The sequence below is a fragment of the Pseudarthrobacter sp. NPDC058119 genome (genome assembly GCF_042884655.1).
Lineage (GTDB): Bacteria > Actinomycetota > Actinomycetes > Actinomycetales > Micrococcaceae > Arthrobacter.
Genome location: NZ_JBHVTN010000001.1, coordinates 700076 through 714475 on the forward strand (window position 1 = coordinate 700076; position 14400 = coordinate 714475).

The 14400-nt window shown below is 67.4% G+C and carries 16 protein-coding genes; 2 read left to right on the forward strand and 14 right to left on the reverse strand.

Features of this window, described 5'->3' with window-relative positions; translation table 11 throughout:
* Positions 1-210: 210 nt before the first annotated feature.
* The 6 genes from ACFVTD_RS03275 to ACFVTD_RS03300 form a co-directional block, all read right to left on the reverse strand.
* Complete coding sequence (locus ACFVTD_RS03275) at positions 211-1251, reverse strand: o-succinylbenzoate synthase (RefSeq protein ID WP_387557953.1); 1041 nt, start codon at positions 1249-1251, stop codon at positions 211-213.
* 21 nt (positions 1252-1272) lie between these two features.
* A complete protein-coding gene (locus tag ACFVTD_RS03280) occupies positions 1273-2748 on the reverse strand; it encodes an aminotransferase class I/II-fold pyridoxal phosphate-dependent enzyme (protein WP_387557956.1) in 1476 nt (491 codons plus the stop codon).
* Positions 2749-2868: 120 nt separating this feature from the next.
* Positions 2869-3885, reverse strand: coding sequence for a magnesium/cobalt transporter CorA (corA, locus tag ACFVTD_RS03285; protein WP_387557959.1), 1017 nt, complete (start codon positions 3883-3885; stop codon positions 2869-2871).
* Positions 3882-4406, reverse strand: coding sequence for a GbsR/MarR family transcriptional regulator (locus ACFVTD_RS03290; protein WP_387557962.1), 525 nt, complete (start codon positions 4404-4406; stop codon positions 3882-3884). The genes corA and ACFVTD_RS03290 overlap by 4 nt, the downstream gene beginning before the upstream one ends.
* The gene (locus ACFVTD_RS03295) at positions 4403-6025 is read right to left on the reverse strand and encodes an ABC transporter permease (RefSeq protein WP_387557965.1); all 1623 of its coding nucleotides are present in this window, start codon (positions 6023-6025) and stop codon (positions 4403-4405) included. Before ACFVTD_RS03295 ends, ACFVTD_RS03290 begins: the two co-directional genes overlap by 4 nt.
* Position 6026: 1 nt before the next feature.
* The gene (locus ACFVTD_RS03300) at positions 6027-7016 is read right to left on the reverse strand and encodes an ATP-binding cassette domain-containing protein (RefSeq protein WP_387557967.1); all 990 of its coding nucleotides are present in this window, start codon (positions 7014-7016) and stop codon (positions 6027-6029) included.
* A 53-nt stretch (positions 7017-7069) separates the two neighbouring features.
* Here ACFVTD_RS03300 and ACFVTD_RS03305 point away from each other — a divergent pair, with 53 nt between their 5' ends.
* Positions 7070-8254, forward strand: coding sequence for an MFS transporter (locus tag ACFVTD_RS03305; protein ID WP_387557970.1), 1185 nt, complete (start codon positions 7070-7072; stop codon positions 8252-8254).
* A 36-nt stretch (positions 8255-8290) separates the two neighbouring features.
* Positions 8291-9196 carry a phosphatase PAP2 family protein gene (locus ACFVTD_RS03310; RefSeq protein WP_387557973.1) on the forward strand — a complete coding sequence of 302 codons (906 nt, stop codon included), beginning with the start codon at positions 8291-8293 and terminating at the stop codon, positions 9194-9196.
* A 4-nt stretch (positions 9197-9200) separates the two neighbouring features.
* On the opposite strand, the gene ACFVTD_RS03315 is transcribed toward ACFVTD_RS03310, so the two are convergent.
* The 8 genes from ACFVTD_RS03315 to ACFVTD_RS03350 form a co-directional block, all read right to left on the reverse strand.
* A complete protein-coding gene (locus ACFVTD_RS03315) occupies positions 9201-9506 on the reverse strand; it encodes a hypothetical protein (protein ID WP_387557976.1) in 306 nt (101 codons plus the stop codon).
* Between the two features lie 100 nt (positions 9507-9606).
* Positions 9607-10248: an acetyltransferase gene (locus tag ACFVTD_RS03320; protein WP_387557979.1), complete on the reverse strand. Its 642-nt coding sequence runs from the start codon at positions 10246-10248 to the stop codon at positions 9607-9609.
* Between the two features lie 311 nt (positions 10249-10559).
* The gene (locus ACFVTD_RS03325; RefSeq protein WP_387557982.1) at positions 10560-10934 is read right to left on the reverse strand and encodes a VOC family protein; all 375 of its coding nucleotides are present in this window, start codon (positions 10932-10934) and stop codon (positions 10560-10562) included.
* Positions 10935-11208: 274 nt separating this feature from the next.
* Entirely contained in the window at positions 11209-11694 is a 486-nt protein-coding gene (locus ACFVTD_RS03330; protein ID WP_387557984.1) for a hypothetical protein, read from the reverse strand.
* The gene (locus tag ACFVTD_RS03335; RefSeq protein ID WP_387557987.1) at positions 11695-12339 is read right to left on the reverse strand and encodes a signal peptidase I; all 645 of its coding nucleotides are present in this window, start codon (positions 12337-12339) and stop codon (positions 11695-11697) included.
* Positions 12329-12952 carry a SipW-dependent-type signal peptide-containing protein gene (locus tag ACFVTD_RS03340; RefSeq protein ID WP_387557989.1) on the reverse strand — a complete coding sequence of 208 codons (624 nt, stop codon included), beginning with the start codon at positions 12950-12952 and terminating at the stop codon, positions 12329-12331. Before ACFVTD_RS03340 ends, ACFVTD_RS03335 begins: the two co-directional genes overlap by 11 nt.
* Positions 12953-13025: 73 nt before the next feature.
* Entirely contained in the window at positions 13026-13568 is a 543-nt protein-coding gene (locus tag ACFVTD_RS03345; protein WP_387557992.1) for an alternate-type signal peptide domain-containing protein, read from the reverse strand.
* A gap of 157 nt (positions 13569-13725) precedes the next feature.
* Positions 13726-14379, reverse strand: coding sequence for a TetR/AcrR family transcriptional regulator (locus ACFVTD_RS03350; protein ID WP_387557995.1), 654 nt, complete (start codon positions 14377-14379; stop codon positions 13726-13728).
* Positions 14380-14400 lie beyond the last annotated feature (21 nt).

Sequence of the window (14400 nt, forward strand, 5' to 3'; positions counted from 1 at the left end):
GCGCGCTCAATGCCCTCGTCTTCCCGCCTCAGCCATTCCGCCAGATGCATCCGGTGATGCTCCCCGGGCTTTTCCGGCTTTCTTGATTCTTCCGCCTGATGCCAGAAAGGTTTCTTTACCATGGCACTCGCGACCTTAAGTAACGTCCCTGTTCGGTGCAGGGAGGAACCGGTGAAACCATGATAAAAGCCCTGCAGCTCTCCGACAATCCTACGGAGCAGTCGATGGGGCGAGGAGGGCGTGGACCCGGCGGAGCCTGGCCAGCCACCAGTCCCGCCGGTCCGCGGACGCCGCAAACCGCTCCAGCAGCCCGGCGTCGGCGGTCACGTCGCGGAGGCGGATGGCGCCGTCGTCGGCCACCAGGGGATCCAGCGTGACGTCGGATTCAAAAAGCGACACCGTGCCCAGGCCGCAGGCGTACGGCAGGTCGGGCAGCGCGGCGGCCAGGGCCAGACCGGCGCGGATGCCCACGGAGGTGTCCAGGGCGGAACTGACGACGGCGGGAAGCCCGGCCTGTGCCACGATGTCCAGGGCACGCCGCACTCCCCCAAGCGGCGCCACCTTGACCACGATCAGGTCCGCCGCGCCGGCCCGGGCCACCCGGAGGGGATCGGTTTCCTTCCGGACGCTCTCATCCGCCGCGATCAGCACCGGCGTGCCGGCGTGCCGCAGCCGGGTCCGGACTTCGGCCAGGCCCTCGATGGACGGCACCGGCTGCTCGGCGTATTCCAGGCCCACCGCTGCCATCCGCATCAGGGCCTCCACCGCGCCGGGCACGTCCCACCCGCCGTTGGCATCCACGCGGATGGCAGCGTCCGGCAAAGCGGAGCGGACGGCGTGAAGCCGCGCAACGTCGTCGTCCAGTGACTGCCCCTGCTCCGCCACCTTGACCTTGACGGCGTCCACCCGACCGAACCGTGCCAGCACCTCCGGGACCCTGTCTGCGGCAACGGCCGGAACCGTGGCGTTGACCGGAACCGACGTCCGCACCGGGGCCGGGAACCCGTGCCATCCCGCCTCGATGGCGGCGGCCAGCCAGCGCGAGGCCTCGGCGTCGCCGTACTCCGGGAACGGGCAGAACTCGCCCCAGCCCACGGGACCGCGCAGCAGGAGGGATTCGCGTTCCATGATGCCGCGGAATTTCACCCGCATGGGCAGGGTGACCACGTAAGCTCCCGCCAACAGCTCTTCGAGTGGCGGAACTGCCGGGGGCGGGCCGTCAGGGGCAGGCGGGGAACCGGGGTTGGGCATGCTGTTTACTGTACGCCGGAGTCAGGGTTGGTCCGGGCGCTCCCGCACCACCCGAATGGTGCCCAGCGAGGGGTCTGCGGGGTCCGGCAGCACCATGCCCGCCTTCAGGCCCGATTCCAGGTACTCGATGACGGCTTCGTTGATCCGCTCCCCCGGCACTATGACGGGGATCCCCGGTGGGTAGGGAGTGATCTGCTCCGCGGCCACCCGCCCCACCGCTTCCCGTGCGGGAACATCCTCGCGGGGCCCGAAGAAGGCGTCGCGTGGCAGGACCACGGTCTCGAGTTCCAGGTCCGACGGCGAGGGCAGGTCGATCCGGGCAGGTGAAGGAAGGGTGGGGGCTGCTTTGATGAGGGCCTGCAGCGCGTCCATGAGCCGCCGGGCCGAGGCGTCGTCGTCTGCCATGGACAAGGTGGCCATGATGCGGCGATGGTCGCTGAGGCCCATGTCGATGCGGCAGTTCTCCCGCAGCCAGTCCGCCGCCTGGTAGCCACTGATGCCGAGGTCGGAGAGGTCCATCAGGATCTGCAGCCGGTCCAGGTCGTGCGAGGATTCGGCGGCCAGGAGCTCGTCCTCAAGCACGTGGATCCCGGGAAGTCCATCAAGGTCCCGCCGCAGCCGGGTGGCGAGGTCCAGGGCATTGCCCAAGAGCTCGGATCCGTGCTGAACCATCTGCCGCCGCCAGCCGTCCATGGCCGAATACAGGATGGCGTTGGGGCTGGTGGTCATCAGCAGGTCCGCGCACTCGGACAAGTGGGCGGGGTCCACCAGGTCGCCTTGGACGTGGTAAACGGAGCCTTGTTCAAAGCCCGCACCCATCTTGTGCACCGAGACCACGCAGACATCGGCGCCGGCGTCCATCGCCCAGGTGGGCAGGCCGTCATGGAAGGGCAGGTGCGCGCCCCACGCCTCGTCGACGATCAAGGGCTTCCCGCGGCGGTGGCACGCCTCGGCGATGGCCCCAATGTCCGCGCAGGTCCCGTACGGAGTGGGGCTGACGATCAGCGCCCCTGCGGCGTCAGGATAGCGCTCCCACATTTCCTCCACATCCGCGGCTAACGGCGGGTGCGCGATGTGCAATTGGGGATCCCAGCGGGGCGGGATCCAGCGCGGCTGGATCCCGGAAAATACCAGCCCGGCGGTGATGGACTTGTGCGCGTCCCGGCTGACCAGCAGGTCGCCCTTGCCCGCGGCCACGGCCAGGACCGCCGCCTTCACCGACAGGGAGCTGCCGCATGTGGAGAAAAACGCCTGGTCCGCACCCACTGCATCCGCCATGAGCTGCTCCGCCTTCTTCAGGTAGCCGCCAGAGGACGAACGGTCATCCAGGCCGGCCGAGGCGAGGACATCGGCGCGGAAGGTGTCGGCCCCGAGGATATCCCGGACCCTGGGATCCGCACCGCGCCCCTGACGATGTCCGGGCGGGGTAAACCCGTATCGGTCCAGGCGGTGGTACTCGGCAAGCGCGTCCAACAGGGGTGCTTCGTTGTGGTCCATGCTGTCCTCTCTTTCGGTAGGCGGATCCCAAAGATTTGCAAAGCCACCCAACTAATAAGCAAGCTTAGGATTTCTAGCCCATGGTAGGACACGAAGCTTGGAACCCCCTCCGTGCCGGGTTCAGATCCACTTGTTGTGCTTGAACGCCAGGTACAGGACCAGGCCCATGGCCACCATCAGGCCCAGCGCATAGGGGTAGCCGTAGGTCCAGGCCAGTTCGGGCATGTTGCTGAAGTTCATGCCGTAGATGGACGCCACCAGGGTGGGTGCGAACAGGATGGCAGCCCAGGAGGAGATGCGTTTGACCTGTTCATTCTGTTCAAAGCTGGACTCTGTCATGCGCTGCATTTCATCGTTCTGGCGCTGGGCCACCAGGGCGGCGTTGACGGCCAGGGCGTTCTGCAGCAGGGCACGGAAGGAGGCAACGCGTTCGTTGAGCCGGATGACGTGGTCCAGGACATCCCGGTAGTGGTCCCGGAGTTCCGTTGCCTGGTCGCGGTCAGGAGTTCCGGCGATCAGTGCCTGCAGGATCCCGGCGAGCGGGCTGGTGGCCCTTTGGAAGGTGATGACCTGGCGGGACAGCTCGTAGATCCTGCGGGACACGTCGGGATCGGCCCCGAAGAGGTCGTCCTCGATTTCGTCGATGTCGTTCTCCAGGCCCGCCACCACGGGTTCGTATTCGTCCACCACCTGGTCCAGGATCCCGTAGAGCACCGCGTCGGGGCCCAGGGCCAGGAACTCCGGCATGGCCTCCATGCGGCGGCGGACCTTGGCCAGGTCCGGGGATTCTGCGTGCCGGACGGTGACGACATACTCATCGCCCACGAAGACGTGGATTTCGCCGAAGTCCACCTTTTCCACGTCGTCCCGGTACCTTGCGGGCCGAAGCACCAGGAACAAGCACTCGCCGTAATGCTCCAGCTTGGCCCGCTGGTGGCCGGCGAGCGCGTCCTCGACGGCCAGGGCGTTGAGGTCGAATTCCTCGCCCACGGACTGCAGTTCCTCCGCGTCCGGCCGGTAGAGCCCAATCCAGGCCATCCCCTCGCGCTGCCGGAGCAGGAAGTACGTCTCGTCGAGGTCTTCCGGGTCCTCGGTGCGGAGCCCGTTCACGTAGACCGCGTTGTCGATAATGGTCATGGTGCCGCCTCCCGCTCATGTTCCCAGTCGTCCAGCAGGGCCGGCATCCGTGAGTTGAGGAACCGGTAGAACCGCGCCATGTCCGCCACCCGGGCCCGTGCCGGGGATCCTTCCGGGAGCGTTTCGGCGGTGGCGTCCGTCAGGGCCGCAAGCTTTTCGTAAACCGGGCTGTTCCGCATGGACACCACGTACCACTCGTCTTCATGCAGGGCGTACAGGTCGCGGCGGCTTCCCGGCTGCGAGATCCGGTGCACGAAGCCCACGGTCTGCAGGTACCGCACGGCGCCGGAGACTGCCGCGGCACTGGCCCCCAGCCGTTCCGAAAGCTCTGCCGCGGTGAGGCTCCCCTGTTCCGAGGACACCAGCGCCAACAGCGTCCGGGCCGGCATCTTGGGGAACCCCGCAGCGGCGAACGCGGCCGCCGTCCGTTCGGCGGCAGCCGCGGTGGGCGTGGCGGTGCCCGTGGCCGCGGGATCGCCCGGCAGCTCGCTCAGGGCGGCCACCCCGGCGTCGGCGCTCATGCCGAACCCACCTCCCGGCGCCGCATCACCACAACTGCCAGCGCAGCGGCAACCGCGGCAATGGCCAGCATCCACCATGCTCCGCTCCAGTCTGTCGCGTCCCCGCGCGGCACGGGCGTGTGGGTGAACGGGGACAGGTCCCGCAGGCTTTGGTCGATGCCCAGCATGCCGCCGAAAATACCCAGCATGACGCCCAGGGCCAGCAGCCCCCAGCTGGCGGCGACGGTGGCGGAAGGCCACAGGACGAACACCAGGGCGGGCACTGCGAGGTAGATCAGGGCCGCCGGCAGCTGGGCAAGGGCGGTCTGCCACAGGGCATCGGCCGGCATGGAGGCATCTCCGGCGCCGGTGAGCGTCGCCCACGCCCCGACCCCGGCCAGGCCCACCACCAGCACCACGGCGGCCGCGCCCAGCAGCAGATACCCGGAAAGCCACCGGACCCGCCCCACCGGAGCGGACAGCAGCAGTTCGGCGGTCCCGGCGGCTTCCTCCTGCCGCAGCCTGATCACCGCCTGCAGTGCGCATGCCGCGGCAAGGACCCCGGCCATCATGAACAGCACGGAGACCATGAGCTGGGTCAGCGAGGTTCCCTGCGACTGGAGCATGGCCCGCAGCACCGCGGTGATGTTCGTGTCGGGGGTGTCGACGGCGGCAATCGCCTTCCCCAGCGATCCCGCCAACAGCCCCAGGGCCAGGCCGCTGAGCCCCCACCCGATGATCGATCCTGACTGCAGGCGGAGGGCCAGCGCCGCGGGGCTCCGCAGCCCGGCCCGGGCCCCGGGCCGTCCCGGCCGGGTATCCCAGACGCTCGCCCCGGCGTCGCGCGCGCCCATGATCAGCCACGCCGCCGCGAGGCAGGCCACGCCGAGCCCCACTACCAGCAGCAGCGGCCAGGCGCGGTTCCCGGAGTAGGCGAAGGTTTGCTGGCCCCAGCCGATGGGTGAGAACCAGCTGGCGGCGCCTTCGGTCATGGTGGTCCCGGACGCTCCGGGCGTTCCGGTGGCGTCCCCGATCCCGCGGAGCACGTAGGCCAGGACCACCAGCGCGGCAGAGGCACCGTTCGCCCCGCGTGAAGTCCCCATGAACTGGGCCACGAGCAGTCCCACGCCCAGGAAGGCGAAGCCGACGGCGCCCGTTGCGGCTCCGGCGGTCAGGGAACCCTGCGGGTCCAGGCCCTGGGCGGCGAACCCGGCAAAGACTGCGAGCGCCACCAGGATGTTGGCCGTGATGCCGTGCAGCAGCGTGGCGGTGTAGGGCAGCAGCCGGCCCGCGGGGGTGGCGGCGACGAGTTCGGCGGCGCCGGCCTCCTCGTCAGCGCGGGTGTGGCGCACGGCGAGGAAGGTACTCATCAGGCCGGCCAGCAGGGCCAGGAATGCGAAGATCAGGAAGAACGTGAAGGCTCCCTGGTCCGCTCCGCGCGGAAGGCCGCGCAGCATCAGGATGGCGGGCGTAGCGATGGCCACCTGCAGGATCTCGGTGCGGCTGGCCACGTTGCCGTAGGTCTGGGTGACGGCTGCGGCCGCGAACAGCGCGAATGCCCCGATGGCCACGGCCCAGCTTGCCAGCTGCCAGCGGTCCCGGCGCAGGCGCTGGCCCCAGAGGACCAGGAGGACGCCCATGTCAGCCCCGCCCCCTCGCGCCGAGCAGGTGCCGCCGGGAACCGTGACGATCTTCGCCGGGGGCGCCGGCTTGGGCCCCTTCGGCGGCCGGGGCGTCGCCGTAGTGCCGCAGGAACAGCTCCTCCAGCGACGGCGGGACGATCGTCAGGCCCTGCACACCCAAGGCACCCAGCGCGGGCAGTACCTCTGCGATCCGGTCCGAATCGGCACTGAACCTGACCCGCCCGGCGTCGAGCGCCAGGTCATGCACCGCACCCAGCCGGGCCAGGGCCTCTGGGTCAAGCCCGTCCGCGGCGAAGGAAACCTCTGACCTGGTGAGGTGCCGCAGGGAGTCCAGTGTGCCGCCGTCGACAATCCTGCCGGCGCGGATGATGCTCACGCGCTGGCAGAGCACCTCCACCTCCGAGAGGATGTGGCTGGATAGGAGCACCGTGGCGCCGCGTTCGACGGCGGCCAGCAGCTCCCGCCGGAACACTTCCTCCATGAGCGGGTCAAGGCCGCTGGTGGGCTCGTCCAGGAGGTACAGCTCGGCTTCGGTGGCCAGTGCTGCGATCAACGCAACCTTCTGCCGGTTGCCCTTGGAGGAGGCCCGTCCCTTCTTGGCCGGATCGAAGTCGAAGACCTGGCACAGGTGGTCTTTCCGGCGGCGGTACGCGGCTCCGTCCGCTGTGCCGCCGCGCAGCCGGGAGAGCAAGTCGATGGTTTCGCCGCCGGACAGGTTGGGCCAGAGCCGGACGTCGCCGGGGACGTAGGCCAGGCGGCGGTGCAGTTCCACGGCCTGGGTCCAGGGCTCGAGCCCCAGGACCGTGGCGGACCCGGAGGTGGCTTTGGCCAGGCCCAGGAGGACGCGGAGCGTGGTGGATTTTCCTGCGCCGTTCGGGCCCAGGAAGCCGTGGATTTCGCCGCGCTGGACTTCCAAGTCCAATCCGTCGAGGGCCCGGACCTGGCCGAAATGTTTATGCAGGTTCGCTGTCTGGACAACGGTGTTCATGATTCAAGTCTTCGAAGTTTTCACAACTTTGTGAAGGTACTAAAGTCCCAGCTATGAGCTCCGACAGTGCCCTGCCAGGCGCGCAGGCCACCCGCCACGCAACGGCCCCACTGTACGGGGCGGGATTCGTCACGGCTTTCGGGGCCCACAGCATCGCGGCGGGGCTGGGCGCGGAGAGCCAAAACATCGGCCTGACCCTGCTCAACCTCGGCATCCTCCTGGCCCTCTACGACGTGGCCGAGGTGTTCCTGAAACCCGTGTTCGGCGCCCTGAGCGACCGCATTGGCGCCAAGCCCGTCATCGTCGGCGGCCTGTTCGCCTTCGCCGCAATGTCCTTGGTTGGCCTCGGCGCAGCCGACCCGCTGGTCCTCGCCCTGGCCCGGCTCGGACAGGGAGCCGCGGCCTCCGCCTTTTCGCCGTCGTCGTCCGCCATGGTGGCAAGGATGGCCCGCGGCGGAAAGGCGGGCACCTACTTTGGCCGCTATGGGTCCTGGAAGAGCCTTGGCTACATCATTGGGCCCCCGTTGGGCGCAGGGCTGATCCTGGCCGGAGGGTTCTCCCTGCTCTTCGGGACCCTGTCCGCGCTGGCGGCGGCCACTGCCGTCTGGGTGTTGGTGTCGGTACCGCATCTGGCACCGCTGCCGCGGAAGCGGTACACCGTGATGGACCTGGCGCGGCAGGTGGGCGAGCGCCGTTTCCTGGTCCCCACGCTGGTGCTTGCCGCATCGACCGGGGCGCTGGGTGCCGCCGTCGGTTTCCTCCCCGCGCTGGCCACCCGCCATGGCATGGATGCCTTCGCCGGCACGGCCGCGGTGAGCGTGGTGGCACTGGGCTCGGTGCTGACGCAGCCGTGGATCGGAAGGCTGCGGGACCGGCACGCCGTCACCGACAACAAGGGCACGACGACGGGCCTGCTCCTGGTTGCCGCGGGCATCGCTTTGGTGGCGGCCGCTCCGGGAGTGGTCACCATCTTCTTCGCGGCTGCATTGATCGGGTGCGGGATTGGCGTGGCCACCCCGCTGGGGTTCGCGCACCTGGCGGACACGACCCCGCCGGAGCGGATGGGCCGGACCATGGGCTCGGCAGAGCTGGGGCGCGAACTCGGGGATGCCGGCGGACCCCTGCTGGTGGGGGCCATCGCCACGGCCACGGCCCTGCCGTTCGGGCTCGGCGCACTGGCGCTGCTGGTGGCCGCCGCTGCCGTTCCCCGGCTGGACCCGGTCAACCCTCCCGCCTGAGCGGCCTGCCAGCTTTTTGTGTCAGGCTTAACGTCGATGACTTCTTCACGGCAACTCCCCACCAGGACCCCGGCGCGGCCTGCCCCCGGCTCGGCGTTCCTGTTCGTGCTGTCCACCGTCGCGTGCATCGCCGGGCTGGTTGCCACCTACTACTTCTTCGTCCAGACCACCACCGGCCAGTTCATCGATGAGTCCGCGCTGGTGGAAGCGGTGCAGATCCATGGACCTGCCGGCAAGGCCGCCACCCAGTTCCTCGACTGGCTGCCCACCATTTCACTGGTGATGGCCGCCGTCGTGGTCCTGTTTGTCACCGTGATCCGGCGGCACTGGGCTGAAGCCGGGATTGCCGTGGCCGCCTGCATCACAGCGAACGTGGCTACCCAGGTGCTGAAGGACCTGCTGCCGCCGCGGCCTGATAAGGGGGTCCTGACCCTGGAGCTGAACTCGCTGCCCTCCGGCCACACCACTTTGGCCGCGTCCGCTGCGGCGGCGGTGTTCCTCATGGCCTCACCCCGCTGGCGCCCGATGGCCGGCTTTATTGGCGGCTCCTTCGCCATCGCATCCGGTGTGTCCACCTTGATCAACCAGTGGCACCGGCCGGCCGACGTGGTGGCCGCGTTCCTGCTGGTGGGCGCCTTCATGATTCCTGCGGGCTGGCTGATCCTGCGGCGCGGGTCGTGGAACGAGTGGGACGGGTTCGGAGACCATATTGGTTCTGCCCGGATCTGGCTCACCCTGCCGGTGCTGATCGGCCTGGCCTCGGCCGGAGTTGCGGTCTATTCGCTGATCCGGATCGCACCGAGCCCGTGGCAGGAATCCAGCACCACCAACTATTTCTGGGCCGGTATCTCGCTGATCGTGATCGCGGGGTATCTGGCCACCGTGGCCACAACGTCGCTGTTTGCGTTTGCCGCACGACGCCGGGACGCCACCAGGCGGTAGCCGCTCACCGCCGGGGGTCTCCGGAATCCCTTCCCTTGCTTTCCTCCATGGCTGCGGCAAGCTCAATCTCATCCAGGTACCGGGCGGCGGGCCGGCCCGTGGCCTTGGCCAGCCGGTCGAGCGTGGCCAGGTGCTGACGTGCCAGCTCAATGGCCAACTCCTCCACGATGCTGGGGCCGTTCCGGACCACGAGGTCGCTGAGGTACGCCTGCAGGCTGCCGGCGGGGCGGCCCTTGGTTTCGATGTCCGCGGCAACAAGCCTGGTCAGGGCGGCCGCGGCGAGTGCCGGTTTATCGCTGAACAGTTCCACGTTGTTCCCTCAGTAACGGTGGCAGGGAACGGACAACGCCCCCGCGAGTAGCTACAATGTAGCGTTTCCATGCCTGCCCCGTAAGGGTCCATAGTCCGGGTTAATCGTTGGGTGCGGCCTCCCGGCGGGCGGGCACGCCGGCCCACGTTTCGTGCTCCGGAACGTTGTGCATCACGGCTGAGCGCATCTCGACGCGGGAGTAGTTCCCCACTGCCACCCCGTCGCCGACCCCGGCATTCATGCCCAGGTGGGCCGCCCGTCCAATCCGCGCGCCTTCGCCTACCGAGACGCGCGGATGCAGCGTGGCGAAGTCATCCACGCTGGCGCGGTACCCCACGTTGACGTGCGGCTTCAGGAGCACGTGCCGGCCGATGCGGGCCTGCGGGGCGATGGTGGCGTTCCGCATCACAATGCTGCCAGTTCCGATCCGGGAATCCTTGGGGACGCGGACGTCCGGGTCCACCACGGTGGCGTACCGGTCCTCGTGCACGCCGAGGAGGGAAAGCCGGTCCACCAGGTCTTCTCGGTCCCGCCCGCAGGGAATGCATACGGTAAAGAGTGCTTTGGTGAAGGCAGGCGCGTCAGCGAGCGCGCCCATCACCACCGCGCCGCCGATGGTAGTGCCCAGCAGTTCCGGGTCATCGTCCAGGATCCCCAGGACGTCGTATTGCCCGCTGTTCCGGACGGCGGCCAGCACTTCCCTGGCCAGTCCACCCATGGCCAGCAACATCAACTCGCTCAATGTGTGCCTCTTCCAGCCCCTGCTCCGTTGCAGGAATGTCCTTCGGCCCGTTCACCCGCTGCTTGATACTGGCTGTCCCCAAACCCTATGCCGGACTCGCGCGGCAGAAAAGGCCCGGCCGCGCAAGAGTGCAGGAGGGCACCCGTTTCCGTAGCATGGCAGGCCTATTGCCGGGAAGTCTTGAGCCAACCTTGAGGATTTGGGGTGCCCGCGCTTGATGGTGGCGGTGGATAGTTCTTGGTGCCTGGGCGGCGTCTAGAAGTGGGCTCCACCAGGCATCCCCGCTTTTCCAGCGCGCGGCAGTCCCTTGGTTAGGGCTCGAGCCGCTTGCGCAGCAGGCAGAATTCGTTTCCTTCGGGGTCCTGCAGGACGTGCCATTGCTCGCTGCCGGCCTGTCCTACGTCGGCCGGCCGGGCCCCCAGGGCCAGCAGCCGTTCCAGTTCCGCGGCTTGGTCCCGATCCACCGGGTTGACGTCGATATGCAGCGGAAGCCTGCCCGCCCGCGGGTTGCTGCTGGAGCTCAGGATGATGGTGGGCTGCATTCCGCCGAACCCGGTTTCCGGCCCGATCTCGATCGCCCCGTCTTCCCGGTCCAGCTCCACATAACCGAGGACTTCGCTCCAGAACCGGGCGAGGACCTCCGGGTCGGTGCAGTTCAGGACCAGTTCACTGATGCGGCATGACATGGTGCCAGTGTACGGACCGGGCGGGGCTGCGAAGCGGATCTCCCTCCTCGACGCGTCTCTTCAATGCCGCGGCCCGCAGCCCCCTGCGACTCGCTCTTCCTTGCTCGACGCGCTTATTCCCTTGTGCGGCCCACATCCCAGGAGCGTCACGGACGATGCCGGTCGGAGATGCCTTTGCGCGTCGCCAAGATCCCGGGAACCAGCTCGGCAGGAGACGGTGCCACTGCATGGGGGATGCAGCGGCACCTTCTTCCGCCGAGCCGGCGGGGAAGGCTCAGGCGCAGTAGACCTTCCTGTTTCCGGTCCCTGTATCAAGGCGGACGTTGACCACGATGGACTGGGTACCAGTGGTGAATGTAGCGACCACTTTGACCGTCGCAGAGCTGCTGGTGATCTGGCTGAAGATTGCTGAGTCACCGGAAACCGTGAAACTGCCGGAAGTATTGAAGGGACCAGTCAGGTCCGCGCTGGTGCCGTAGGCGCCACCCGAGGCGGCAGCCGAAAGCGTAATCTTCGACGGCACCTCGGACGAGCTGGAGTAACTCAGCTGGATGGTCTTGTTGGCGGTATCTCCTGCCACACATCCGGTCGTGCTGAACACGGGCGCGGACCAGGTCCCGGATGCGGTGACGGTCATGGTCGCCGTCGCGCTTTGCTGCCAAAGCGCCGACGCCGAGGCAACGCCACCACCCAGCAGCACCGTAAACACGAAGGCCCCGACGGCCAGCGCCGCACCTGGAAGATCCCGGAACCGTGCCATCTATGCAGCCTCGGCTGCCTGGTCATCACGCTTGCGGTCCTTGCGTAGGGACGTGTACACCGTGATGGCCCCATAGCCGATCAGCGCCACCGCAGCGACCACTGTCCACGTCCCACGGTCTGAATTCCCCAGGAAGTTCGCCACGAATCCCACGTACGGTACGGCGTAGAACAGCTTGCCTTTGACCTGGATGGCGCGGACCGGCTCGGGATCGTTGGCACCGTTATTGTCGCCCTTGGTGATCAGGGTCTTTTCGCCCTGCTGGGTGGAACCGAAGCCGACAATCCGGTGCGTTTCCACGTCCGGCCGGCCCGAGTAGAGCTGGAAGGTGATGACGTCGCCGTACTTGAGTTCGTCAAACGGCGCGGGCTTCATCACCATGAACGTACCCGGCGGGTACTTCTGGACCATGGACTTGGTCAGGATCGTGTAGGTCTGCGAGCCGGTGGCCACCGGTACCACGATGAGGACCAGGGCTGCGAACAGCGCCACCAGCATGGCGGCCATGCTCAGGAAGCGTCCGACGGCGGCCCACGCAGTTTTGCGTTTGCTTCCACTTCTCGGGATGGCCGCCTTAGCCGCGGTCCGCTGCTTCGACGGTTCGGCTGCGCCGCCGAGAAGGCGTTCGGTCAGGTCAGCAGCCACTGGGCACCCCGCATTGACGTGCCGTGAGCGTGGTTTGGATAGTCACTGCTTGTCCTTTCAGTGGTTGTCCGTTCACTGATGATGGGGCGCTGGAACTGAGGCTGACCTGGAAGCAGAAGACCGTTGACCCGCCCTTGGCCACTGTGGGCGAGACCAGCCCTGCCGCACTGATAGCCGCGAAGCCGGCCGCGTTGCTGCAATCCGCGGACGAGGCTGCCACCTTCGCGTTGACGCTGATGTAGGTAGCGAGTGATCCCCCGTTGAGGTTTGCCACGCTCGGCGGCCCTGCCGTGATGGCGGTGTTGAACTGGCCGCCGGCATTGGTGTTGTTGGTGACCACTACCCCGCCGTAGACCGAGGTGCCGGGGCCAAGGACCCCAGCGGGCGACAGTGTCAAAGTTGCCGCCGTCCTCCCGTCCGCAAGCGTCATGTTGGTCGTCGCGCCGGTGTTGACGGCTTGGAGCGTTGTGTCGAATGACGCCGACGTGATGGTGCCCGGAGACGCCGACGCCACAGCATTCCAGAGCGCATAGGTCCCCTGGACGGCGAACAAGCCCAGGACCACCGCGACGGCGACCAAAGCTGCCGCCTGCAGCCTGCGCTTCGTGCGCATGGTCCCCTCCTGGTCCTGTTATCACTTTCGGTCCTCATTGGCGGGTGACTGTTCAGGCACCCGCCAATTCGAACTATGCACCAGCCGGCAGCACCTGGGACAAGGTGAACTGAACGTTGTTGAAGTTGTAGGTCTTGTTGACGTCGACCCGATCCGTCGTTGTCGACTTGAAGGCGAAAGTAATTGTTGCCGTGACCTTTTTCGACGTCGTCAGAGGATTGGCTACAGGATCAGCGCCCACAGTCAAGGTCGGAGCAGAGACAGTGACGCTGTCTCCAACAAAGCCGTTAGTCGCATTTGCACCACTTGCAGTGATATTTGCGGCCATCTTGGCCCCTGTGAGCGTGACATCCAGATCCTGCTTGAAGGTAAGCAGGTCGCCTGGAACTACGAGGTAGGTACCATCTTTGATCTTTGATGTGATGTCGGTGCCCGAACGGTCAGTCCAAACGCCTGGAGCGCTGTTCAGACCAACCTTCAGATCGCCGGAGACGATGCTACCCGGAGCTGCGGTTGCCTGATCGTTCCAAGCGGCCAGCGTGCCCCCGCCGCCCAGCAGCAGTGCAGCGCCGACGGCGATGGCAGCGGTTCCCTTGACCAGCGTGCTGTTCTTCATGATGTGTCCCCTCAGACTTGGTTGGTGTGCTGTGGTCTAACTGGGGACCACATTGCACGCCCAACCTCAGGAAGCGAGGGGGTAAAGAGTCAACAAAGGCTCAAGGTATTTGAAAGTTCAACCGAGGTCTGACCTGCACTTCTATCCGATTCACAGCTCACGGAGCGCGCAGCAGCAGCCGGCACCACGCATCTGACAGCCACTCGGCGAACTGCCCGGGCTCCCACCCGCGCTGGCCCACCAGCAGCACCCAGTACTCGGGCCCGTTCATGCTCCAGACAGCATCGGCAAGTTCGGCGGCGGGTCGGTCCGTCCGCAGCTCGCCGGTGGCGGCAAGGTCCTCCACGAACTTCAGCATGTTGGCGGCCCGCCGTTCGGAGATCTCGGACCAGAGCGCCGCGCAGTCGGGATCGGTGCCGGCGGCATCGCGGAGGGCAAGATAGACCGGCGCCAGGCGGGGCTGGATGCGGGCCAACGCGTGGGCGTAGATCGAGATTTTCCGGGCTGCCCCGTTGGCCTCCCGCAGGCGGATCACGTAGTCCCGTTGCTCAGCGGGCACGGCCTGGCCGGTGCCCGAGATTGCCGTTTCCACCACTTCCCGCATAAGGTCCGGCTTCCGCCCGATGGTGGCATAGATGGTGTCGACGGCGACCCCGGCCCGCCGCGCAATGCCCGCCACGGTGGTGGAGCGGTAACCCTCCTCCACGAAACGCTCGCGTGCCGCAGCGAGCACTATGCCGCGGGTGGCTGCCGCCTGTTCCCTCCGCCGCGGCGAGTGGTAGCCGCGGGAAGGGGCATTGACTCCACTCATCGCCGGACCTACCCTTAATTC

Coding starts and splice junctions, on each gene's coding strand:
- ACFVTD_RS03290 (WP_387557962.1), bottom strand. CDS start 4,406: ATGAGCGCCGACGCCGGGGTGGCCGCCCTGAGCGAGCTGCCGGGCGAT.
- ACFVTD_RS03305 (WP_387557970.1), top strand. CDS start 7,070: ATGAGCTCCGACAGTGCCCTGCCAGGCGCGCAGGCCACCCGCCACGCA.
- ACFVTD_RS03275 (WP_387557953.1), bottom strand. CDS start 1,251: ATGCCCAACCCCGGTTCCCCGCCTGCCCCTGACGGCCCGCCCCCGGCA.
- ACFVTD_RS03330 (WP_387557984.1), bottom strand. CDS start 11,694: ATGGCACGGTTCCGGGATCTTCCAGGTGCGGCGCTGGCCGTCGGGGCC.
- ACFVTD_RS03280 (WP_387557956.1), bottom strand. CDS start 2,748: ATGGACCACAACGAAGCACCCCTGTTGGACGCGCTTGCCGAGTACCAC.
- ACFVTD_RS03345 (WP_387557992.1), bottom strand. CDS start 13,568: ATGAAGAACAGCACGCTGGTCAAGGGAACCGCTGCCATCGCCGTCGGC.
- ACFVTD_RS03300 (WP_387557967.1), bottom strand. CDS start 7,016: ATGAACACCGTTGTCCAGACAGCGAACCTGCATAAACATTTCGGCCAG.
- ACFVTD_RS03350 (WP_387557995.1), bottom strand. CDS start 14,379: ATGAGTGGAGTCAATGCCCCTTCCCGCGGCTACCACTCGCCGCGGCGG.
- ACFVTD_RS03310 (WP_387557973.1), top strand. CDS start 8,291: ATGACTTCTTCACGGCAACTCCCCACCAGGACCCCGGCGCGGCCTGCC.
- ACFVTD_RS03325 (WP_387557982.1), bottom strand. CDS start 10,934: ATGTCATGCCGCATCAGTGAACTGGTCCTGAACTGCACCGACCCGGAG.
- ACFVTD_RS03295 (WP_387557965.1), bottom strand. CDS start 6,025: ATGGGCGTCCTCCTGGTCCTCTGGGGCCAGCGCCTGCGCCGGGACCGC.
- corA (WP_387557959.1), bottom strand. CDS start 3,885: ATGACCATTATCGACAACGCGGTCTACGTGAACGGGCTCCGCACCGAG.
- ACFVTD_RS03340 (WP_387557989.1), bottom strand. CDS start 12,952: ATGCGCACGAAGCGCAGGCTGCAGGCGGCAGCTTTGGTCGCCGTCGCG.